The 22,346-nt window shown below is 62.0% G+C and carries 23 protein-coding genes; 13 read left to right on the forward strand and 10 right to left on the reverse strand.

Annotated elements, in window-relative coordinates; all coding sequences use genetic code 11:
• Position 1: 1 nt before the first annotated feature.
• From X773_RS62365 to X773_RS62375, 3 genes are all read right to left on the reverse strand, one after another.
• Positions 2 to 643, reverse strand: coding sequence for an MBL fold metallo-hydrolase (locus X773_RS62365; protein WP_023678411.1), 642 nt, complete (start codon positions 641 to 643; stop codon positions 2 to 4).
• A 176-nt stretch (positions 644 to 819) separates the two neighbouring features.
• Complete coding sequence (locus X773_RS62370) at positions 820 to 1,131, reverse strand: hypothetical protein (protein WP_023678412.1); 312 nt, start codon at positions 1,129 to 1,131, stop codon at positions 820 to 822.
• 145 nt (positions 1,132 to 1,276) lie between these two features.
• The gene (locus tag X773_RS62375; RefSeq protein WP_023678413.1) at positions 1,277 to 2,170 is read right to left on the reverse strand and encodes a branched-chain amino acid aminotransferase; all 894 of its coding nucleotides are present in this window, start codon (positions 2,168 to 2,170) and stop codon (positions 1,277 to 1,279) included.
• A gap of 249 nt (positions 2,171 to 2,419) precedes the next feature.
• On the opposite strand from X773_RS62375, the gene X773_RS62380 reads away from it, so the two are divergent.
• The 4 genes from X773_RS62380 (at position 2,420) to X773_RS62395 (ending at position 6,348) form a co-directional block, all read left to right on the forward strand.
• Positions 2,420 to 2,947 carry a MarR family transcriptional regulator gene (locus X773_RS62380; protein ID WP_023678414.1) on the forward strand — a complete coding sequence of 176 codons (528 nt, stop codon included), beginning with the start codon at positions 2,420 to 2,422 and terminating at the stop codon, positions 2,945 to 2,947.
• Entirely contained in the window at positions 2,934 to 3,653 is a 720-nt protein-coding gene (locus X773_RS62385) for a response regulator transcription factor (protein WP_023678415.1), read from the forward strand. The genes X773_RS62380 and X773_RS62385 overlap by 14 nt, the downstream gene beginning before the upstream one ends.
• A 51-nt stretch (positions 3,654 to 3,704) precedes the next feature.
• Positions 3,705 to 5,120, forward strand: a complete 1,416-nt coding sequence (locus X773_RS62390) for an ATP-binding protein (RefSeq protein ID WP_023678416.1) — start codon at positions 3,705 to 3,707, stop codon at positions 5,118 to 5,120.
• A 205-nt stretch (positions 5,121 to 5,325) separates the two neighbouring features.
• Positions 5,326 to 6,348: a glycosyltransferase family 1 protein gene (locus X773_RS62395; protein WP_023678418.1), complete on the forward strand. Its 1,023-nt coding sequence runs from the start codon at positions 5,326 to 5,328 to the stop codon at positions 6,346 to 6,348.
• A 12-nt stretch (positions 6,349 to 6,360) separates the two neighbouring features.
• Here X773_RS62395 and X773_RS62400 read toward each other — a convergent pair whose 3' ends face one another.
• The 3 genes from X773_RS62400 to X773_RS62410 form a co-directional block, all read right to left on the reverse strand.
• Entirely contained in the window at positions 6,361 to 6,720 is a 360-nt protein-coding gene (locus X773_RS62400; protein WP_023678419.1) for a tRNA-binding protein, read from the reverse strand.
• 6 nt (positions 6,721 to 6,726) lie between these two features.
• A complete protein-coding gene (locus X773_RS62405) occupies positions 6,727 to 7,227 on the reverse strand; it encodes a YbjN domain-containing protein (RefSeq protein ID WP_023678420.1) in 501 nt (166 codons plus the stop codon).
• Positions 7,228 to 7,558: 331 nt separating this feature from the next.
• On the reverse strand, positions 7,559 to 7,861 hold the full coding sequence (locus X773_RS62410) for an accessory factor UbiK family protein (protein ID WP_023678421.1): 303 nt from the start codon (positions 7,859 to 7,861) through the stop codon (positions 7,559 to 7,561).
• A gap of 131 nt (positions 7,862 to 7,992) precedes the next feature.
• Here X773_RS62410 and lgt point away from each other — a divergent pair, with 131 nt between their 5' ends.
• The 6 genes from lgt (at position 7,993) to X773_RS62440 (ending at position 13,872) form a co-directional block, all read left to right on the forward strand.
• Positions 7,993 to 8,844 carry a prolipoprotein diacylglyceryl transferase gene (gene lgt, locus X773_RS62415; RefSeq protein ID WP_023678422.1) on the forward strand — a complete coding sequence of 284 codons (852 nt, stop codon included), beginning with the start codon at positions 7,993 to 7,995 and terminating at the stop codon, positions 8,842 to 8,844.
• The gene (locus X773_RS62420; protein ID WP_023678423.1) at positions 8,841 to 9,929 is read left to right on the forward strand and encodes a class I SAM-dependent methyltransferase; all 1,089 of its coding nucleotides are present in this window, start codon (positions 8,841 to 8,843) and stop codon (positions 9,927 to 9,929) included. Before lgt ends, X773_RS62420 begins: the two co-directional genes overlap by 4 nt.
• 139 nt (positions 9,930 to 10,068) lie before the next feature.
• A complete protein-coding gene (gene pgeF, locus X773_RS62425; protein WP_023678424.1) occupies positions 10,069 to 10,857 on the forward strand; it encodes a peptidoglycan editing factor PgeF in 789 nt (262 codons plus the stop codon).
• A complete protein-coding gene (locus X773_RS62430; RefSeq protein WP_023678425.1) occupies positions 10,857 to 12,008 on the forward strand; it encodes a Xaa-Pro peptidase family protein in 1,152 nt (383 codons plus the stop codon). Before pgeF ends, X773_RS62430 begins: the two co-directional genes overlap by 1 nt.
• 54 nt (positions 12,009 to 12,062) lie before the next feature.
• Positions 12,063 to 12,683: a hypothetical protein gene (locus tag X773_RS62435; protein WP_023678426.1), complete on the forward strand. Its 621-nt coding sequence runs from the start codon at positions 12,063 to 12,065 to the stop codon at positions 12,681 to 12,683.
• A gap of 253 nt (positions 12,684 to 12,936) precedes the next feature.
• Entirely contained in the window at positions 12,937 to 13,872 is a 936-nt protein-coding gene (locus tag X773_RS62440; protein WP_023678427.1) for a ribose-phosphate pyrophosphokinase, read from the forward strand.
• A 97-nt stretch (positions 13,873 to 13,969) separates the two neighbouring features.
• Here the strand turns inward: X773_RS62440 and X773_RS62445 are convergent, their stop codons facing one another.
• A complete protein-coding gene (locus X773_RS62445; protein WP_023678428.1) occupies positions 13,970 to 14,851 on the reverse strand; it encodes a helix-turn-helix transcriptional regulator in 882 nt (293 codons plus the stop codon).
• Between the two features lie 128 nt (positions 14,852 to 14,979).
• Here X773_RS62445 and X773_RS62450 point away from each other — a divergent pair, with 128 nt between their 5' ends.
• Positions 14,980 to 16,230: an MFS transporter gene (locus X773_RS62450; protein ID WP_023678429.1), complete on the forward strand. Its 1,251-nt coding sequence runs from the start codon at positions 14,980 to 14,982 to the stop codon at positions 16,228 to 16,230.
• Positions 16,231 to 16,353: 123 nt separating this feature from the next.
• Here the strand turns inward: X773_RS62450 and X773_RS62455 are convergent, their stop codons facing one another.
• Both X773_RS62455 and X773_RS62460 read right to left on the reverse strand, forming a co-directional pair.
• Positions 16,354 to 17,544, reverse strand: coding sequence for a glycerate kinase (locus tag X773_RS62455; RefSeq protein ID WP_051406170.1), 1,191 nt, complete (start codon positions 17,542 to 17,544; stop codon positions 16,354 to 16,356).
• Position 17,545: 1 nt separating this feature from the next.
• The gene (locus X773_RS62460; protein WP_245274752.1) at positions 17,546 to 18,970 is read right to left on the reverse strand and encodes an SLC13 family permease; all 1,425 of its coding nucleotides are present in this window, start codon (positions 18,968 to 18,970) and stop codon (positions 17,546 to 17,548) included.
• A gap of 206 nt (positions 18,971 to 19,176) precedes the next feature.
• Here X773_RS62460 and X773_RS62465 point away from each other — a divergent pair, with 206 nt between their 5' ends.
• Together X773_RS62465 and X773_RS62470 are read left to right on the forward strand one after the other, a co-directional pair.
• A complete protein-coding gene (locus tag X773_RS62465; RefSeq protein ID WP_023678432.1) occupies positions 19,177 to 20,781 on the forward strand; it encodes a HAMP domain-containing sensor histidine kinase in 1,605 nt (534 codons plus the stop codon).
• On the forward strand, positions 20,759 to 21,439 hold the full coding sequence (locus X773_RS62470; protein WP_023678433.1) for a response regulator transcription factor: 681 nt from the start codon (positions 20,759 to 20,761) through the stop codon (positions 21,437 to 21,439). Before X773_RS62465 ends, X773_RS62470 begins: the two co-directional genes overlap by 23 nt.
• A 212-nt stretch (positions 21,440 to 21,651) precedes the next feature.
• Here X773_RS62470 and X773_RS0138435 read toward each other — a convergent pair whose 3' ends face one another.
• Positions 21,652 to 22,329, reverse strand: coding sequence for a metalloregulator ArsR/SmtB family transcription factor (locus tag X773_RS0138435; protein WP_031212133.1), 678 nt, complete (start codon positions 22,327 to 22,329; stop codon positions 21,652 to 21,654).
• Between the last annotated feature and the right edge of the window lie 17 nt (positions 22,330 to 22,346).

A 22,346-nucleotide genomic window follows, 5' to 3' on the forward strand; every position in this document is an offset into this window, starting at 1 on the left:
TTCAGACCAGAAAAGGATTGCTCCGCCGCTCCTCACCAAAACGGCCGCCGGGACCATGGCCGCAGATAAAGCCGATGTCGTCGCCCAACGGCAAAAGCTTCTCCTTGATCGAGGCGATCAGCGCGGCGTGGTTGCCGCCCGGCAGATCGGTGCGGCCGACCGAACCGCGGAACAGCACGTCGCCGACATGGGCGAACTTCGCAGCCCGGCTATAGTAGACGACGTGGCCGGGTGCATGGCCCGGACAATGGAGCACCTCGAACTCGTGTGAGCCGAACGAAACGGTCTCGCCTTCGGCAAGGAACCGGTCGGGGACACAGTTGCGCACGGGATCGGTGATGCCGTAGCGCTTTGCCTGGTTCTCGAGATTGGCGAGCAGCGGCCGGTCGGCGGCATGCGGACCGATGATCTCGATACCGAGCGCCTCCTTCAGTTCCATGGCCCCGCCGGCATGGTCGATATGGCCATGCGTAATCCAGATCGCGCCGGCAGTGATCGCATTGTCCTCGAGCGCCGCCAGCACCTTGTCGATGTCACCGCCCGGATCGACGACAACGCCTTGTCTGTCGTCCATGTCGAAGAGGATGGTGCAGTTCTGCTGGAACGGCGTGACCGGCACGATGCCGGCGTTGAGCTGACCCATATTCGTCCTTTCACGCTGTCGGAGTGCTGCGCGTCCCCTCGAACGCGTCAGGAGATCTCCAACCTTGAACCAGGCCCTGATGTAGAGACACACGCGAACGGCGTCCACCGCTCCCACAAACGGCAAACGAAATGGGCGGCCGAAGCCGCCCATTTGACAACCTGAAACGTCGAAGCTTATTTCTTCATCGCGTTCATGACCGCACCGATGATGCCGGTCAGGATGGCGCCGCCGCCGGCACCGCCAACGATATTTGAAATGTTCAACGCGCTGCCGGCCCCTGCCGCCGTGGCGGCTGCTGCCGGATCGACCGCGCCACCCAGCAGACTGTTGAGGATGGCCGCACCGCCGACGCCGCCGACAGCGCCACCCAGGATTTTGGTAAGCTGCCCCATCGCCGCACTCTTGATAGCCGCACCCACCGCCTGGCCACCGATGATGCCCGTAATCACCTGAATAATGATCGGAAGAAGCGTGTTCATATCCATATTTCCAGTCCCTCCATAGCTGCCAGCCTCCCAGGCCGACGCCATCATGAGACGCCGAATTGAATGAAAGTCAAATGCGCAAACGCTTAAATAAAAGGGGCGGCCCGAAAACCGCCCCTACTTGATAAAAAACCTGTGACTTTCGTTATTCTGCAGCAATCGCGTGGTTGGGTTGAACCGCCGCAGAATAGTCGTTCATCAATGTCTTGGCGATATCGCCGACCTCGAATCGGTACGGACCGATCTCCGAAACCGGTGTCACCTCGGCCGCCGTCCCGGTGAGGAAGCACTGGTGGAAGCCTTCAAGCTCCTCCGGCATGATGGCGCGCTCGATCACCTCCACACCGCGGTCCTTGGCAAGGTCGATGACCGTGCGGCGGGTGATGCCGTCAAGGAAGCAATCAGGCTTGGGCGTATGGATCTTGCCGTCCTTGACGAAGAAGATGTTGGCGCCTGTCGCTTCCGCCACCTGGCCACGCCAGTCGAGCATCATGGCGTCGGCATAGCCCTTGGCCTCGGCGGCATGCTTGGACATGGTGCAGATCATGTAGAGGCCGGCCGCCTTCGATTTCGACGGTGCGGTGCGCGGGTCGGGGCGGCGCCATTCGGCCATGTCGAGCCGGATACCCTTGAGCTTCTGCGCCGGGTCGAAATAGCTTGGCCACTGCCAGATGGCGATGGCGCAGTTGATCCGGCTGTTCTGTGCGGAAACGCCCATCTGTTCACTGCCGCGCCACGCGATCGGCCGGACATAGGCGTCTTGGAAACCTTGCTTCTTCAACAGCGTGCGGCAGGCGTCGTCGATCTCGGCGACCGAGTAGGGTATCTTGAAGCCAAGCAGGCGCGCCGATTCATGCAGGCGTTCGGTGTGGTCGGTCAGCTTGAAAATTTCGCCCCCATAAGCGCGCTCGCCCTCGAATACCGCGCTGGCGTAGTGCAGCCCGTGGGTCAAGACGTGGATCTTGGCGTCGGCCCATTTGACGAATTCGCCGTTCATCCAGATAAAGCCGTCCAGTTGGTCGAAGGGAACGGATGCCATGGTAACCTCCCGCGGGCGGCGGCCCGCACATCATTGCGTCGTTGCGTGTTTCGTTTCGGCCGCTGTGGGCGGCCATTGTCTCAAAGCGTAGGCGGATATTTAAGGTCTGGCAAACTCAGGAAGTTCCGGAAAAAACGGCTTCGCTTGCCTTTTCGTTCGCAATCCGCCGAAAAGCTTGCCAAAAATTACCATCGCGCGGAAAATACGTCAATAGTGCTGACATAATTTCCTGCTTCACACGGAGAAAAGATGACGAGCCACGCAGCCGCAGAACCGATCAGGACGGCGATCACCGACGAGGACGGCATCGATTTCGCCATCATCGAGTTGTTTTTCTTCGCCTATCGCGACTTTACCTCCGATCCGGACCAGATCCTGGCCGAATACGGTTTTGGCCGTGCCCATCACCGGGTTCTGCATTTCGTCAATCGCCGGCCCGGGCTGACGGTCGCCGAGCTCCTCGACGTGCTCAAGATCACCAAGCAGAGCCTGGCGCGCGTGCTCAAGCAACTGATCGACACCGACCATATCGTGCAATTGCAGGGCCCTCGCGACCGCCGCCAGCGCGAACTCTACCCGACGGCCAAGGGCCGTGCCCTGGCGCTGGCGCTGGCGCGGCCACAGTCGCGCCGCATCCATGCTGCATTGGAAGATTCCGGAGCCACCGAACGCGCCGTTATCGAACGGTTCCTTGAAGCGATGGTCAATCCGGAACTAAGGGCGCAGATCGACATTGTGCCCGCAAAGATGTCAGGGAAAAACCATGGAGACCATTGAGAGGGTTGATCATCCGACAGCACCGGAAGACGACGCGCCGCATCTGCTGGTGGTCGACGACGACACCCGTATCCGCAATCTTCTGAAACAGTATCTGACCGAAAACGGCTTTCGCGTCACCGTCGCCGGAAATTCCGGCGAGGCGCGGCGCAAGCTCGCCGGCCTCGACTTCGATCTGATCGTGCTCGACGTCATGATGCCGGGTGAAAGTGGCGTCGACCTCACCAAGGCGCTGCGGGCGGAGAAAAACGTGCCGATCCTGATGCTCACCGCACTGTCCGAAACCGACAGCCGGATTACCGGGCTCGAGGCCGGCGCCGACGACTATCTGCCTAAACCGTTCGACCCGCGCGAGCTGATCCTGCGTATCAACAATATCCTGCGCCGCGGCGGCCCCGCGACAACGCCTAAGGTCGAACAGCTGGTCTTTGGCCCCTATACGTTCCAGATCGCCAGGCGTGAGCTGAAGCGCGGCGGCGAGGCGCTCAAGCTGACCGACCGCGAGCAGGAAATCCTGGCGATCTTCGCTGCGCGTGCCGGCGAAACGATACCGCGGCATGAGCTTGTCGGCGATGAATCCGAGGTCGGCGAGCGCACGATCGACGTCCAGATCAATCGGCTCCGCCGCAAGATCGAACGCGATCCGTCCAATCCGGTCTGGCTGCAGACAGTGCGCGGTATTGGGTATCGGCTCAGCGTGGAATAGAATGTCGCCGACAGCGGTCCTTTGCCGGGCCGCCGGTGAGCGAAAAGACGAATGGCGACCACGCAACTCGAACGGCCGGGAGATGGCGGCTTGAGCGCTCGCGCGACGCGGGCGCTCAAGGCCGTGCCGCGCGCCTGGAACCGTTTCTGGCGCCTGGTGTCGCTTTACATGCCGAAGCGGCTCTATGCCCGTTCGCTGATCATCGTCATCGCGCCGATGATCATGCTGCAGTCGGTCGTCGCCTTTGTCTTCATGGAGCGCCACTGGCAGACCGTGACGCAGCGCCTGTCGCAGGCCACGGTGCGCGACATCGCCGCCATCATCGACCTGATAGAGACCTATCCTCACGACGCCGACTACGCCAACGTCATCCGCATCGCCCAGGATCGCATGCAGCTGAAGGTCGACCTCCTGCCGCCCGACCCGCTGCCGCCTCCCGGGCCAAAGCCGTTCTTCTCGATCCTCGACGAGATCCTTTCGTCCGAGATCACCCGCCAGATCAACCGTCCGTTCTGGATCGATACGGTCGGCAATTCCAATATCGTCGAGGTCCGCGTCCAGCTCGAGAACAAGGTGCTGCGCGTCTTCGTGCGCCGCAGCCAGGCCTATGCATCGAACACCCATATTTTCCTGATCTGGATGGTCGGCACCTCGCTGGTGCTGCTGATGATCGCCATTCCCTTCCTGCGCAACCAGATCCGGCCGATTCTGACGCTGGCCGAGGCGGCCGAGAGCTTCGGCAAGGGCCGGCCGATGCCGCGCGATTTTCGCCCGCGCGGAGCCGAGGAAGTCCGCCGCGCCGGCTTTGCCTTCATACAGATGCGCGAACGCATCGAACGCCAGCTCGAGCAGCGTACCGCCATGCTGAGCGGCGTCAGCCACGATCTGAGGACCATCCTCACCCGCTTCAAACTGCAATTGGCGCTTGCCGGGACCAAGGCGGCCGATACCCAGGCACTCGACCAAGACATCGACGACATGCAGTCGATGCTGGAAGGCTACCTTGCCTTTGCACGCGGCGAAGCTTCGGAAGACGCAGGTCAGTTCGATCTCGAAGCCTTCTTCGACAAGCTTCGCGAGGAAGCCGCGCTGCGCAAGCGCAAGCTGTCGACCGTGCTTGTCGGCGATCCGCATGTGCACGTGCGCCCCAATGCCTTTGCCCGGCTGCTGTCCAACGTCGTCGGCAATGCATTCCGCTATGCCAAGACGGTGGAGATCAATGCCAATCATGGGCGCGGTTCGCTGCTCGTCACCATCGACGATGACGGTCCGGGCATTCCGCCCGAAAAGCGGGAGGATGTATTCAAGCCGTTCGTGCGGCTGGACGAGGCCCGCAACCTCGACGCCAGCGGCACCGGCCTCGGCCTCTCCATCGCACGTGACATTGCCCGCAGCCATGGCGGCGACATCGTCCTCGAACGCAGCCCGCTCGGCGGCCTTCGGGCGGTGATCAAGGTCCCCGCTTGACGGCAGCGACACCCGGCCTTCATCGGCCCGTCATGAAACCATGGTGAAGAGCGCCAATGAAGCGCGCGATCCTGATTGATTCGGCCCTGCGGCCTCATTTCGACCCCGCGCCTGCCCGGGTGCGCTGGTGCGACGCCAGAGCTGCGGCGTGGTCGCCGCTCAGGCGTCGCGGCGAGGCAATCAAGCTTGCCGCCAAGGGACCGCCATGCGCATCCTGATGGTCACCGACGCCTGGCGCCCGCAAGTCAACGGCGTCGTCCACACGCTGGAGCGCCTCTCGGAGACCCTGAAATCCTTCGATATCGAGACGGACTTCCTGACGCCGAATATCTTTCGCACCCTGCCTCTGCCGACCTATCCCGATATCAGGCTGGCGCTGACGACCCCACACCGCGTGGCGCAGCTGATCGAGGCACGCAAGGTGGACCACATCCATATCGTCACCGAAGGACCGCTCGGCATTATGGCCCGGCGCTACTGCCGCAATGCCGGCCGCCCGTTCACGACCAGCTATCACACACGTTTTCCGGAATATCTGAGCGCGCGCCTGCCGGTGCCTGAAGCATGGGCCTATCGCTGGCTGCGTGATTTCCACAATTCAGGACAGGGCACGCTGGTTGCCACCCAGTCGCTTGCCGACGATCTTGCGGCGCGCGGCTTCACCAAGCTCCGGCCGTGGACGCGCGGCGTCGACACCGATCATTTTCGGCCGGATAAAAGAAAGGACCTGGGATTTCCCGGACCGATCTTTCTCTGCGTCGGCCGCGTCGCGATCGAAAAGAACCTGCCGGCCTTCCTAGACCTCGACCTGCCCGGCAGCAAGTTGGTCGTAGGCGAAGGGCCGGAATTGGCGAGGCTGAAGGCCAGATATCCCGATGCCCATTTCCTTGGCCATCGTCCGAACGACGAACTGGCCGAGATCTACGCCTCGGCCGACGTTTTCGTCTTCCCCAGCCGTACCGACACGTTCGGCAACGTCATCATCGAGGCGCTGGCCAGCGGCACGCCGGTCGCAGCCTATCCCGTCACCGGACCGATCGATATTGTGGGTGACGGCATCGGCGGCGCGGTGTCGGACGACCTGCGGCAAGCAGCGCTCGCCGCCCTTCACGTCGACCGCGCCGAGGCGCGGCAACGCGCGATGCGCTACAGCTGGAAGGCCTGCGCGGAAATGTTCATGGAAACGGTCGAAGAGGCGCTGGGTACCAGGCGTAAACTGGCTGCGTGAACAACAGCGCAGCTAGAACAACCTGCCGCCGTCCGGCACCTTGCGCTCGATCGCGCCAAGGACGACGGCGCCCTCCTCGTCAGGAAAGCCGAGCGTCAGCACTTCCGACATGAATGGCCCGATCTGACGCGGCGGGAAATTGACCACAGCGAACACCTGCCGGCCGATCAGGGTTTCGGGCGTATAGTATTTCGTGATCTGGGCCGAGGATTTCTTCACCCCGATCACGGGACCGAAATCGATTTTCAATTTGATCGCCGGCTTGCGCGCCTCGGGAAAAGGCTCGGCCTCGACGATCGTGCCGGCGCGGATGTCGATGCGGTCGAAATCGGCAAAGCTGATCTCGGGTTTTCGCGCGTTGCTCGAAACCATCGACGGTCAGGCGTTTCCGTAGGTTTCGAACAGCACGCCGGCCAACGCATCCTTGGCCGAAGTTCCCGACCAGACGACGAACTGGAACGCCTGAAAATAGCATTCGCAGGCTTCCAGCGCCGACGACAGCAGCACCTCGACCTGCTGGCTCGACGGCTCGACCCCACCGGCCAGCAGCAGCGACTGGCGGAACATGATGGCGCCTTCCTGCTCCCAGAGGTCGAAATGGCCAAATAGCATCTGCTCGTTGATCAGCGAAAGCAGCCGCATCACCTCGAGCGCGCGCGCCTCCGGGACCTTGATGTCGAAGGCGCAGGCCAGGTGCAGCGCCTCGTAGTCCTCCATCCAGGAGAATGAAACGTGGTAGTCGGTCCAGCTTCCGGCAACCGAGATCGAGATCTCGTCGTCGCCGGCCCGCTCGAAGGACCAATCGTTGTTGTGCGCCACCTGCTCGATAACATCCACCGGATGGATTTCGCGGGAGAATTCGAGTTCGAGAAGTTCCATGAAATGCTTCCTGTCGTTCTGGGAGCGCCACCACACGCTCCGCGGGAGAGGCACACTCGAACAATTCTGCCTAGAACTCGGACGGCCAGGACTTCGTCAACGCAAAGACCCCGGACCGGACCCCACCGCCCGGCGCATGACCCTGCTCCGAATCATGCAACAAATTCAGTCTATTGATCGGGAGTCGCGTGACCAGCCAAATTTTTCGCACTGCGTCATTCGCATGTGGAAAGGCGCTGTCACAAAGATTCACGCAGTACCGGTAAGCGATTCACGACAAAGCGCTTTTTGCGATCCGGCTTTGTGGAAAAGTTTAACGATTTATTTCTTGTTATTTTTTTGCACGCGGCTTTGCCGCAGCCGCAGGCGCTGCTTGACCGGTCAATTCGGCAAGCCTGGCCTCGAGCGCCTCGATGCGAGCGGCGAGGCGGGTGTTTTCTTCCCTGGCCTTCGCCGCCATGTCGCGAGCGGCCTCGAATTCCTCGCGCTGCACCACGTCCATGGAGTTGAGTATGCGCTCGGCCTGGCCCCTGAAGGCGGTCTCCACCTCGCGCCGCACGCCTTGCGCGGCACCGGCTGCATCGGTCATCAGCTTGGCGAATTCATCGAGAATGCGGTTCGGTCCGGTCGCCATGGCAAATCCTCGCTTGGTCGAATTGACGTAGTGGCGCACGATTCGGAATGCAAGCATATGCTTGCCTTGACCGCGCCAAAAGCCTGCCGCATGGTCCGCGCCCGAACCTGATTGGGAACCCGGAGACCCTGTTGAGCGAATATTTGCTGCCGCTGGCCGCCCTGCCCTTTCCCAACATCGACCCGGTCATCGTCCGGATCGGACCGCTGGCGGTGCATTGGTACGGCGTCGGCTACATCGTCGGCATTCTGTTTGCCTGGTGGTATGCCAAGCGCCTCGTCACCAACCCAAAACTGTGGCCCGACGGCACCCTACCGATGAAGCCCGTCGACCTCGACGACTTCATCGTCTGGGCAGCCATCGGTGTGGTGCTCGGCGGACGCACCGGCTACGTGCTGTTCTACGACCTGCCGCGCTACATTGCCAATCCGCTCGATATCGTCGCCGTCTGGCAGGGCGGGATGTCGTTTCATGGCGGCCTGCTCGGCGTCATTCTCGCAATGACGCTGTTTTCCCGGTCTCGCGGCATCCGCACATGGTCGCTGTTCGACGTGGTTGCCGCCGGCGTGCCGGTGGGGCTTGGCCTCGTTCGCCTGGCAAACTTCATCAATTCCGAACTATGGGGCCGGCCGACCGACGTTCCATGGGCATTCGAATTCCCCAATGGCGGCCCATTTGCACGCCATCCGAGCCAGATCTACGAGGCGCTCCTCGAAGGGCTGGTGTTGTTCCTTGTCCTGCGCTTCCTCACCCATTCGCGGCTCAAGCTGAAGGCGCCGCGCTTCGTCGGCGGCGCCTTCATCGCCGGCTATGGCGCCTCGCGCATCTTCGTCGAATTCTTTCGCGAGCCCGACCAGCAGCTTGGTTACCTCCTTGGCACGAGCTGGCTGACCATGGGAATGGTGCTGTCACTGCCGATGGTGCTGGCCGGCATCTGGGCGATGGCTACAGCCAAGCCGGTGACAAAACCGCAGCCGGCATGACGCGGCTGAAGACCCGCATCGCCGAGCTGATCGGTGCGGTGGGACCGATCCCCATCAGCGAATACATGGCGCTCTGCCTGTTCGATCCGCAGGACGGCTATTATACGACGCGCGAGCCGTTCGGCGCCGCCGGCGACTTCGTCACCGCGCCGGAGATCAGCCAGATGTTTGGCGAACTGGTCGCCATCTGGCTCTACCAGGCGTGGCTGGCGATCGACCGGCCGACGCCGGTCGCCATCGCCGAAATAGGCCCCGGCCGCGGCACGCTGATGAGAGATATGCTGCGCACGCTTTCGCGGCTCGATCGGACGCTTACCGCCAGCGCATCGTTCGCCTTGATCGAGACCAGTCTGCGGTTGACCGAGGTCCAGAAACGAACGCTTGCCGGGACGTCGGCCACCATCGCCTGGCATGAGGCCGTGGACACACTACCGCAGGGGCCGCTTCTGATTGTTGGTAACGAGCTGTTTGACGCGGTGCCCATCCGCCAGTTCGTCCGCGCTGGGGCCGGCTGGCGCGAGCGGATGATCGGTCTCGACGATGCGAACCGGCTGCGCTTTTTCGTCGGCGCCGGCTCGCTTGACCCGATGCTGCTGCCGGAGGGTGCCGAGAATGCGCCGCAAGGTGCCGTCGTCGAGGTGGCGCCAGCCCGCGCCGCCCTGATGGCGGCCATCGCCGGGCGACTTGCCGGATTTGGCGGCGCCGGCCTGTTTCTCGACTACGGTCACCTCCAGCCCGGGATCGGCGACACCTTGCAGGCGTTGCGCAAGCACGGTCATGAGGACGTGCTGGCCAATCCGGGGCAGGCCGATCTCACAGCCCATGTCGATTTCGCTGCCCTCGCGGCAACCGTTCGGGCACACAGCCTCGATGCCCACCTCTCAACGCAAGGTGAATTCCTGCTCAAGATGGGGCTTCTCGAACGGGCTGGCCGGCTCGGCGCCAATGCCGATGAGGCAGCTCGCGAAAAGATCGCGGCCGACGTCGAGCGCCTCGCCGGCCCGCTGGCCATGGGCGAACTCTTCAAGGTGCTTGCCGTCCTCCCCGCCGGCATTGCCGTTCCGCCGTTTCCAAGCACGGATTGACTTTTCGCTGCCGCCTCTCTCACTCTCCCGTCTCCGACTAGCGCCCGACATCAACTGCGCCAGCCTTCAACTGACTAGCCTTCAACTGCGCCCCTTCAACTCGCTTGACGAAATCGCCCATACGGACAACAAAGCCGCCATGCTGAATCAGACCAAACCGGATCCCGTTCGGTCGCCCTTGCTGGAAACGGCGCAAGGCATCCGCCACGGCTACTTCACGCGAGTCGGCGGCATTTCCAGCGGCATCTACCGGGGCCTCAACATCGGCACCGGCTCGAACGACGACCAGACGCTGGTGCGCGAGAATCGCCGCCGGGTCGCCGAATGGATGGGCGTGCCTGCAAACCATCTGCTGACCGCTCACCAGGTTCATTCGCCGGACGTCGTCATTGCCAGGGAGCCTTTTGCCGGCGAGCGGCCCAAGGCCGACGCCATTGTCACCGACCGGCCGGGCATTGCCGTCGGTGCCTCGACCGCCGACTGCGGACCGGTCCTCTTCGCCGACGCCGAGGCGCGCATTATCGGCGCCGCCCATGCCGGCTGGAAAGGCGCTTTCACCGGAGTGCTGGAAAACACCATCGCGGCAATGGAAAGCCTCGGCGCCCGGCGCGACCGCATCGTCGCAGTGCTCGGTCCTTCGATCGGCCCACGGAATTACGAAGTCGGACCGGAATTCGTCGCCCGTTTCGTCGACGCCGATGCCGGCAATGCTCGCTATTTCGCGCCCTCCGCAACTGCCGGACACGCGATGTTCGATCTCAACCGCTACACGGTCGACCGGCTGACCAAGGCTGGCGTCAACGCCGAAGGACTTGGCCGCTGCACCTATGCCGAGGAAGAGCTTTTCTACTCCTATCGGCGCAGCACGCATCGCAACGAGCCCGACTACGGGCGGCAGGTTTCGGCAATCGTTTTGGAGGCTGACTGATGGCGCTGCATTTCGAACGCTCGGAATTCGACGCGCGGCGCGATCGACTGATGATCGAGATCGCCGAAAAGAAGCTCGACGCCGTCCTGCTGTTTGCCCAGGAAAGCATGTATTGGCTAACCGGCTACGACACCTTCGGCTTCTGCTTTTTCCAGTGCCTGGTGGTCAAGGCCGACGGCTCGATGGTGCTGCTGACGCGTTCGGCCGACTTGCGCCAGGCGCGCCACACCTCGATCATCGACAACATCGTTTTGTGGACGGACCGCAACGGCGCCAATCCGGCGGTAGATCTGCGCAATCTGCTCAACGAGCTTGACCTGCTCGGCGCCCGGATCGGCGTCGAATACGACACCCACGGCCTGACCGCCTATAATGGCCGGCGCCTCGACGAGCAGTTGCAGACCTTCGGGCAGATCGCGGATGCCTCCGGCATTGTCAGCCGGCTACGGCTGTTCAAGAGCCCGGCAGAAATCGCCAAGGCGGAAAAAGCCGCAAATCTGGCCGACGACGCGCTGGACGCAGCACTGCCGCTGATCAAGCAGGGCGGCGATGAGGCGCTGATCCTCGCCGCCATGCAAGGTGCGATCTTTGCCGGCGGCGGCGATTATCCGGCCAACGAGTTCATCATCGGCTCCGGAGTCGACGCCCTGCTTTGCCGCTACAAGGCCGGTCGCCGCAAGCTCACCAAGAACGACCAGCTGACGCTCGAATGGGCCGGTGTCTTCCACCACTACCATGCGGCAATGATGCGCACGGTGTTGACCGGCAAGGTATCGAAACGCCACCAGGAATTGTTCGATGCCGCCCGCGCCGCGCTACTTGCAGTCGAGAAGGCGATGACGCCCGGTAATACGTTCGGCGACGTGTTCGACGCCCATGCCCGCACCCTCGAAGCCCACAATTTGACCAAGCACCGGCTCAATGCCTGCGGCTATTCGCTCGGCGCCCGCTTCACCCCGTCCTGGATGGATATGCCGATGTTCTATCAGGGTAATCCCGAACCGATTGCGCCGAACATGACGCTGTTCGCCCATATGATCATCATGGACTCCGAAACCGAAACCGCGATGACGCTTGGCCGCACCTATCTGACCACCGAATCCCAGCCGAAGCCGCTGTCCCGCCATGATCTCGACTTGATCGTGCAGTGAATCCATAATGGAAAGAGTGTGAGGGGCGTTCGTCGCCAAGGAGTTTTCAGGCTAATGAGACGATCGCATGTGACGACCGTGTCATTGCTCGTGGCGCTGGCACTGGCGGCCTGCACCAATGCGAAGGACGTTCTCGAACCCTCGGCCATTGCCCCGCAATCGACGCAATCGCTCTCCGGAGCCGGAGGTGCCGCAACGCCCCCCGCAACTCCGGCTCAGCCTGCCGGCACCGCGCAAACCGCAGATACAGCGCAGCCTTCCGCTGCAGCAGCCGTGCCGCCCGCCAAAAGCGCGGCTGCCATTGCGCGGACCCGGCTGCAGGTGGCGCCGATCGTCGGCGCCTCGGTAGAAGCCGCGACACCGCTGACCGCCGAGCTTCAGACACGCGCCAGGCAGCGCGGCATCACCTTGGCCGGCAGCACCGACCAGACCCCTACGCATGTGCTCAAGGGCTATTTCTCGACCATGACGGAAGGCAAGGACACCACCGTCATCTACGTCTGGGACATCTATGACCCGGCCGGCAACCGGCTGCATCGCATCAACGGCCAGCAGAAGGCGCCCTCTGTTGGCGGCGGCGAAGGCTGGACGGCGGTCGCGCCGGCGACCATGCAGGCAATTGCCGACCAGACAATCGACCAGTTCGCCACCTGGCTTGGCGGCGGCGCCGGCTGACCTGGAGCGTGATTCCGAAAAGTGGAATCCGGTTTTCGGAAAAGAGCATGCTCAGACTGAAAGTTAGAAGCCATCCCGATTCCGTCGGCATGGAACTGGCTCTATCGCCGCATGCTCAAGCCGTAAGCGTTTATTGAGATTAGCCGGCGGATTCCCATTCACGACGCTTGCAATACCGGCGCGGGCCGCTAAAAGCCCGACTAAGAGGCTGGAGTGCTATCGGAGTCTCTCAATCCTTCGCCAGGAACGGTGCATGAAGCTCTTCGCGGGCAATTCCAACAGGGTGCTGGCCGAATCAGTCGCCCGCTACCTCAACATTCCGCTGGGCAAGGCCAGCGTCAGGCGCTTCGCCGACCAGGAAATCTTCGTCGAGATCCAGGAGAATGTGCGCGGCGAGGACGTCTTCATCCTGCAGTCCACCTCGTTCCCGACTAACGATCATTTGATGGAACTGCTCATCATGATCGACGCCTTCATGCGCTCCTCGGCCAAGCGCATCACTGCGGTTATTCCTTATTTCGGCTATGCCAGGCAGGATCGCCGCGCCTCGGGCCGCACACCGATCTCGGCCAAGCTGGTCGCCAACATGATCACGAGGGCGGGCGTCAACCGGGTGCTGACCCTGGATCTCCATGCCGGCCAGATTCAAGGCTTCTTCGACATCCCGACCGACAATCTGTTTTCCGTGCCGGTCATGGCCCGCGACGTAAAGGCGAAATACAAGCAGCTTGCCAATGTCATGGTGGTGTCGCCGGATGTCGGCGGCGTGGTCCGCGCCCGCGCGCTCGCCAAGCGCATCGACGCCCAGCTTGCCATCGTCGACAAGCGCCGCGAGCGCCCCGGCGAATCGGAAGTCATGAACGTCATCGGTGACGTGCGCGGCAAGGATTGCCTGTTGATCGACGACATCATCGATTCGGGCGGCACGCTGTGCAATGCGGCCGATGCGCTGCTTGCCGACGGCGCCACCAGTGTCACCGCCTATACTACCCATGGCGTTTTGTCCGGCGGCGCCATCGCCCGCATCGGCGCCTCGAAACTGCAGGAACTGGTCATCACCGATTCCATCCAGCCGACCCAGGCAGTGCTGGACGCCGCCAATATCCGCGTCATCTCCATCGCCGAACTGATGGGCGAGGCGATCTCGCGCACGGCGACCGAGGAATCGGTGTCGAGCCTGTTCGATTAATGCGTGTCGCGCAAAGTGCAGCGGTTTTGCGATAACGACATGCATAAAAGCAAGAACCCAAAGCGCGTCGCATGAGGCCGGTCGAACGCGACGCCCTTCAGGGCTGCGACTCAGGCCGAGCCGGACCGCTTATTCGTCGCACACCTTCGCCAGCATCACGGGCGCCCCGCATGTAACCGCGTGGCGAGGCTCCCAGCATGCGCTTGAACATGGTGATGAACGCCGGCACGCTGTCATAGCCGAGATCGAGCGCCACCCTCGTGATCGGCTCGCCGTCGGCCAGCCGTGGCAGCGCCGCGAACAGACAGGCCTGCTGACGCCAGGTCGACAGCGACAATCCGGTCTGGCGGTGGAACGCGCGGGTGAAAGAGCGGCGGCTCATGCCGACGATAGCGGCCCACTCGTCGATCGTCGCATGCGGTGACGGTGCCGAGACGAAGCGCCGGCACAGCGTCGCCAGCCTTGCATCGGACGGGAACGGAAGGCCGAGCGGCCGTTCCGGCAGGTTCGGGATTTCGTGCAGCAGGAGCTTCATGATCAGTCCGCCCCGCCCCTCCAGCTCGGCGCCTTGCGGCAGCTTTTCCGATTCCACGATCAGGCTGTGCATCAGGTCGGTGATGCCGACGACACGCAACCCGTCCGGCAGGCCGGGAATGGCCTCCGGCATCACATAGACGGACCGCATGCTGACGTCGCCCAGCATCTCGACGGAATGTTCGGTGCCGGCGGGGATCCACATCGCGTGGTCCGGAGGCACCATCCAGCGCCCATGCCGCGTCGTCACCAGCACGACACCGACCAGCGCGTGCAGCAACTGGCTGCGGCTATGATGGTGCCGTGGCACATGGTAGCCGTCCGGATATTCGGTCGGCAGCGCCACTGCCGGCCCTACGGCCTGCTCCAGCCATTGCCAGCGACGCTCATGCAACAGCCCGAGATCGGTGTCGCCCGCTCTGAACATTTCCCTGCCATGCGGCATCAGCTATGGCCCACTTGCGAAACTATTGGACCAAACCACGAAAGAAGTCGCGTGACAAGCAACGTATAAGGCTGCGGCCTATAAGACAGCCTGCGGGAGCTCCCGCCAAAAAGACCACGGAGCCTGCCTTGACCGATACCACAGCAACCGCCGACGCCAAGCCGGCAGCGGCCAGCCACATTTCAGCTCAGGCGACGGCCTTCACCGTCATCCTGGCGGTGAGCTTCTGCCATTGCATCAACGACATCATGCAGTCGCTGCTGTCGGCGATCTATCCGCTGCTGAAGGACAATTACGGTCTCGATTTCTGGCAGATCGGCCTTTTGACTTTCACCTTCCAGGTGACGGCATCCTTGCTGCAGCCGGTGATCGGCATGATTACCGACAAGCGGCCGATGCCTTATTCGCTGCCCTACGGCATGGCTTCTTCGCTGATCGGGCTGGTCGTGCTGGCCTATGCCGGACATTACTCGCTGCTCCTCATCGGCGCCTCGCTGATCGGCATCGGCTCGGCGATCTTCCACCCGGAATCCTCGCGCATCGCCCGCTTCGCCTCCGGTGGCCGGTTCGGTCTTGCGCAGTCGCTGTTCCAAGTCGGCGGCAATTTCGGCCAGGCGATGGGGCCGCTGCTGGCAGCCTTCATCGTCGTGCCCTTCGGCCAGACCAGCATTGCCTGGTTCGCCGGCGGCTCGCTGACCGGCATCATCGTGCTGTGGCAGGTCGGCGGCTGGTACAGCCGCCTGCGTGCCGCACAGGGCACCCGCAAGGCGGCAGGTTTCGTCTCGCCCTTCCCGCGCCGCAAGGTGATGGGAGCGCTGCTGGTGCTGACGCTGTTGGTATTGACCAAGAACGCCTATATTTCCAGCCTTGCCAGCTATTACACCTTCTATTCCATCCATAAATTCGGCGTTTCGGTCCAGATGTCGCAAGTCATGCTGTTTCTGTTCCTCGGCGCCTCGGCCCTTGGCATCCTGCTCGGCGGCCCGTTCGGCGACCGCTACGGGCAGAAGGCGATGATCTGGTTCTCGATCGTCGGCGTGCTGCCCTTCACGCTGGCCCTGCCCTATGCCAATTTCGAGTGGACGATGGTTCTCACCGTGCTGATCGGCCTGATCCTGTCCTCGGCCTTCTCGAACATCGTCGTCTTCGCGCAGGAACTGGTGCCCGGCCGCGTCGGCATGATCGCCGGCATCTTCTTCGGCTTCGCCTTCGGCATGGGCGGCATCGCGGCCGCCGTGCTTGGCGTCGTCGCCGACATGAAAGGCATCGATTTCGTCTTCCAGGTCTGCTCGTATTTGCCGCTACTCGGGCTGCTGACGGTCCTCCTGCCTAACATGAAGGAAGCGAGGAAGATGGAGGCGGGGACCACGATCGGGTGAAGTTTGGGTTGGACTTCGGCTTCCCCGCCCACCGGGCAGCGCGAAATTCGGTTCTCGACATAGACTTCGAGCCGGTCAGGGCCGCCGCGTAGCGACATCGCGGCCATTGGCTGACACGCTCCGTCATCTGAACTTGAAAGCACGCGTCGCCCGCATCAGCCGGAATGCCTGCTCGGCAGCGTTCGCCAGCAGCGTGTCGGCGTCACGGATCGCGTCTTCGAGGGAACACGGTCGGCACAGAATGCTGAAGAAGGCATCGATGCCGATGTCGTGGGTCGCCTCTGCACCTGCTCCGATCGTTCCGGCCAAGGCGATGACAGGCAGATTGTGACGTTTCGCGCGCCGGGCAATCTCGGCTGGTATCTTTCCAAAGCTCGTCTGACCATCCAGGCCACCCTCGGCTGTCATGACGATGTCGGCGTTTGACAGCCGATGATCGAGATCCATATACCGCAGAATCAGGTCGAAGCGCGGATGCAGCCGGGCCCCAGCAAAGGCGTGAAGTCCGGCGCCGAGTCCCCCGGAAGCTCCTCCGCCGACAAGCGGCGTCACGTCGACGCCGAGGTCGCGGCGAACGACGTGAGCGACATTTTCCATGCCCTGCTCGAGCAAAACCACCTGGTCAGGTGTTGCACCCTTTTGCGGGCCGAACACCCGGGCGACGCCTCTCTCGCCGAGCAGCATGTTGTAGGGATTTACCGCGACGTCGATACGAACATTCGAAAGGCGATGATCACGACTGGAAAGATCGACACGAGCTAGCGATGAGAGGGCCGAGCCGCTCCCCGAAATGGGACGGCCGCCGCCATCGAGCAGACGCACGCCTAATGCTTGGGCCATGCCGGTTCCTGCATCGTTGACACCCGAGTCACCGCAGCCGATCAGAATTCTTTCCGCGCCAAGATCGAGCGCAAAACGAATCAACTCACCAACCCCATAACTTGTAGTGCGGGTCGGGTCACGCATGTCCGTGGGGACGAGCCGGAGCCCGGCAGCCGCCGCGATTTCCAGAACTGCTGTCCGTTTCTTTCTTCGCCCGAGAAAACCGACATTGGCCGCCACGGGTTGTCCCACCGGTCCCGTCACTGTGACGGAATGCAGCTCGCCATCAGACAATTCAACAAGGGTCCGCGTAAAATCCTCGCCGCCATCCACCATTGGAAGGCCCAGGATCTTTGCTGTCGGAACGGCATTGCGAACGCCCCGCGCCAATGCAGCGATGACATCACGAACCCCGAGGCTCTCCTTAAAGCCGGAGGGTGCGACCAATACTCGAAGCCGTCTTCGTTTCGTCAATCCTTTCTTTTTCGACATTCTACGGCTCTCCAGGAAGTTGCAGATGGAGCGTGTTGAGCAGGGCTCCGGTGGCTGGCCACACGGCGACCGCGAACACGACGATGAGGATGAACTGCATCGGCAGCAGGATTGAGCTGAGCAAGGCGAGGTCTTTCGGGCCGTAGCCTTCCTCGTCGACCCCCGCGAAAAGCGCCACCGGTTTCGCGCAGATCGCGAGGGTTTGGCAAAAGCCAGTCGCCGAGACGAGGACAAACATTGCAAGGAGAGGGTCGAGCCGCGCTGTCGATGCGAGCATTAGCGCCGGGGGCAGCAGCACCGAGACACGCGCCGTGCGACTGTGGATCACGAGATGACTGAAAAGCCCAAGCAAGGCTAATAAGGAGATAAGCGCCAACGGGCCCAAGCCGGTGCCGCGCAGTGGATCGACCGTCGTCTCGATCAACCACCGATTGAGGCCTGATGCCGTCAGGCCGTCTGCCAAGCAGATCGTCGCCGCCAGAAACAAGAGCAGCTTCCACTCCGCACTCTTGATTGCATCGCCAAACGCCACGGAGCCGACTCCAGGAAGCGTGGCCAAGAGAGCGCCGCCAAGAGCGATAACGGTGGCATCAAGTCCGTGGACAGGTTCGGTCAGCCACGCGATGACAACCCCGCCGGCGATCCAGAGTATCGGCTGCCGTGCCAATCCGGCACCGCCACTAGTCACCGTCGTTGGCTGCAAAAGGGTCATCCGCCGTTCGACCGGCGACAGGAAAAGCCGGAGCAGGCATTCGACCGAAAGGAAGGTGCTCACGGCCGCAAACGGCAGGCCGAAAGCGATCCATTCCAGATAGCTTACTTTCACACCCCAGAGGCGGCCGACCATTTCGATCGCCAGCAGATGGGCACCGGCGCCGACGGGCGATGCAATGGCCGAGAGCAGGATAACAGTGGGGAACAGCAGCGCGAAGGCCCTTCGCAACCGGGCGCTTCCACAGCGTCCCGCGATCGCCTGATAGGCGGGGATCATCAAAGCTGCGCGACCTGAGGTCGACGGAATGACGAAGGCTGTGGCGATCATGACGGCCGTCAAGGAATAGGCGATTGCGCGAACCGATCGCATGCGCCCCGTCACGAGGCCGAGAACGCGATCTGCGACTCCACTCGCCTTGATGGTGGCCGCCAATATGAAGGAGGCAAGCAATAGCCAGATCAACTCATCGCCAAGCGCATGAAACAGCGCGCCTGGATCACGGTTGACCAGCAGCGCCATTGCCAATCCGGCGGCGATTGCAACGAAGGCATCGTCGAACCGCGTTAAGGTCCACCCGATGATCGCGACAAGCAGGATCTCGAGCGCTCGCCGGGCGTCGGACGGGAGCGCGGGGAGGCCGAATTCAATGATGGCCACACACAGGGATACACAGGTTCCGATCAGTGCGGCTCGCCATATCGGCCAGAGCACCGGCGATGTCCTTTCCCGAAGGGTGGCGTCACTGTCGGTCCGAAAATCTACTTGTGCCAACCGAAACCTCGTCTAGTTCGTCGCCAACGGCGATGAGGGCGTCGCACACCCTCCGCTCGAACTTAGGAGGTTCCGATTAGACGCTTGGGAGAGCTCCGGTTAGAATTTGGTGAGAGGCATTATCCGATCGCCGGCAGGATTACCGCATGACCGTTCGAGGCCGCATCTTCCTATTTCAAATCGTCATTCTCGCCCTTGTCGGACTGATTTCAGGACTGGCATTCGCAACACTCCAGCTGACAGAGGAATTCGTCCGCCGAATCGACAGCGTCCACGGGCGGTTCGAGGCGCTCGCCGAACTCAATGGGCATGCCAACAATTACACCGAGCAACTCGCTGAAGTCTTGCTGCTTGGGCCCGAGCAAATGCCGGATTTCGAAGCGGCACGAGAAGCAGTGAAATCCGGATTCTACAAGCTGGAGGGCGCCACTCGCGAGGAACTCGGCGCTCTCGGATATTGGAGCGATAGACACCAGGAGGAGGCCGAATTCAGATTCGTCGGCCGCATCAACGCGCTGTTTGAGGCGATCGATCGGGCCGCCCAGCGACTGTTTAGCCAGCGAACAAAGGGGGATCCAAAGGGCATCGTAGACGCCTTCCGCAACGATGTGGAGCATCGACTGGAGAACGATCTCGAAGAAATGATTGAAGCCGCTTTGCACGAGGAGCGCAGGGAGGTTGGAGAGGAACTCGCCGGCGTCCGTGGCGCACAATGGCGACTGCTACTGCTGACCGGCGGCTTCGCTACGTTGCTCATGCTAGGCAGTCTGGGGTTCGGCCTCGTCCTGCGACGATCAATCGCCACACCTGTGCGTGAACTGAACGAAAGCGCCAAAGCCATCGCTGCAGGCAAGCTCGACCATCGCGTTTCCGCGACCGGACGCGACGAGTTCGCTTCCCTCTCGCGAAGTTTCAACAGCATGGCCGAGGCTCTCGAGATCGAACGTGCTGCTCTGATTTCGGTACAGGACCGCTTGGAGGCGGAGGTTCAGTTGCGCACCCGTGAACTGCGGAAAGCCAATGAGCAACTGAGAGCGATCGATAGCCGACGCACACAATTTTTTGCGGAGGCAAGCCACGAACTCCGCACGCCGTTGACGATTCTCCGCGGAGAGGCCGACGTTGCCCTCCGCGGCCAACCGCGTGTTCGACCTTACCGCGAAGCTCTGAGCCGAATCCGCAATTGCGCTGAAGATATGGCTCGCAACCTGGGGGACCTTCTGGCATTCGCCCGCTCCGAAGCTGAAAATTTCAGGTTCTCCTTGCACAACATCGATACCGGTGAGGTTGTGAAGGCGGCCGTTCAGGAGGCTTCCGTACTCGCAGGTCCCAAGCAGATATCCGTTAATCTGTCGCTCAACACAGATCATTGCCTCATTCGGGGTGACGCCCTGCGCCTAAAGCAAGCGCTGCTGATCGGCTTCGACAACGCCATAAAGTACTCAAAGCCATATCAGACGATAGCAGTCGAGATGGCTGAGCGTCATGGAATGCTTGAGATCGCCATCCGCGACAACGGTTCAGGGATCGATGCCAACGATCTCCCGTTCGTGTTTGACCGTTATTATCGCGGGCGTGTCGGCGGGAGGTCCGCAGCCGATGGCCTTGGTGTTGGCCTCGCGATCGCCAAGGAGATTATAGACGGGCACAATGGCACAATCGGCCTTGAAGGAATTGAGCCTTCGGGAACCCTCCTCAGAATCAGACTGCCGCTGGTACATCGCACCCATGATTCGAATCCTGATCGTTGAAGACGACCGGCGTGTCTCCGACTTTCTCCGCCGGGGGTTGGAGGCCGAAGGCTTCCACGTGAGTGTCGCGGAGGATGGTCGCGAGGGACTAGCCATTATTCGTACGGATCCATTCGATCTCGTGATCCTGGACCGTCTGCTTCCCTACCTGGACGGCCTTGAGCTGTGCCGGATCGTGCGATTGGAGCAGCGGCCGGTTCTCATCCTGATGCTGACCGCGAAGGAGACAATTCAGGATCGCGTAGATGGGCTCAAGGGCGGTGCCGACGATTACCTGACGAAACCGTTTGCGTTTGATGAACTGGTGGCCAGGATTGACGCGCTGCGCCGACGCCGTCAGGGTGCAGTGGATCGGCAGTTGCTTCGAGTGAGCCGCCTCAATCTCGACAGGAGCGCTCGTCGTTTTACGGACGGCGACCGGGAAATCAGCCTTACCCGACGCGAATTCGACCTTCTGTATTTCCTCATGCTCAATGCGGGGAAAGTGGTTAGCCGCGAGCGCATCCTCAACAATGTCTGGTCATACAGCTTCGAACCCGGGACGAAGATCGTGGAGGTATACATTCGCTATCTACGTGCGAAGCTCGGGCCGGATGCATCGGCTAGCATTCAGACGGTTCGTGGGATCGGCTACATGCTGGTCGAGCGGAAGCCATAGAAGGTAGAGCGAACCTCTTTATCGCACCGTTCTCGCCACTCGCTGGAAGCCTTCCCTTCCGCAACGCCGCTTCCACCGACGAATAGGTGTTCATTGGCCTCCCTTCCATGCTTCCGGCGAGCGCCGTCCAGCCACCGTGGGCATTGCCCCGCCGGGGTCCCAGCTTTCCATTTATATTCGGGCCCGGCCCGGCGACGCCGATTTGGCGGCCGTTAACCGCTTTCGTAATTCACGCCCTCTACCCCCAGGCCTGCAGCCGCCCAGTCGGGCAAGCCGCCTTCGAACCGGCGCGAGGCCCAGCCTCGTGCCCTGAGGATTGCCAAGGCGTCGGCCGACAGAACGCACTGGACTCCACGACAATAGGCGACAACGACCTTCTCCCGTGGGAGCGCCGCAAGCCGCTGCTCCAACTCGTCGGCGGGAATGTTGATCGCACCCGGCAAATGCCCCGCTACGAATTCGTTCTGCGGCCTGACATCGAGCAGCACGACTTCGTCGTTTCGCATGCGGCGCACGAGTTCCTCGCGCGAGATGTTTTCCAACCTGTCCGGCTGGCTGATCCTATCGTTGATAAACTCACGGATCTGCTGGCGTCTGTGGTTTGCAAGATTTCGCAGCGCCGCAAGCACGTTTTCGATTGGGCCATCTGCAAGCCGGTACAGAACGCGTTTTCCGTCTCGCCGGGTCTGCACCAAGCCCGCTCGCTTGAGGTGCTGAAGATGCTGCGACGTATTCGCTAACGCGATCCCGGAAAGTTGCGTCAGTTGTTCGACGGCCAGTTCGCCATCGGCAATGTGACGCAACAGAACCAGCCGGTGGGCATGCCCCAAGGTGCGGGCGAGATCCGCTATTTCGTCGAAGATTGGGTGGTGAACGTCCGCGCTTTTCATGTGACATGGCTAGCATC

Source organism: Mesorhizobium sp. LSJC280B00 (genome assembly GCF_000502835.1).
Taxonomy (GTDB): domain Bacteria; phylum Pseudomonadota; class Alphaproteobacteria; order Rhizobiales; family Rhizobiaceae; genus Mesorhizobium.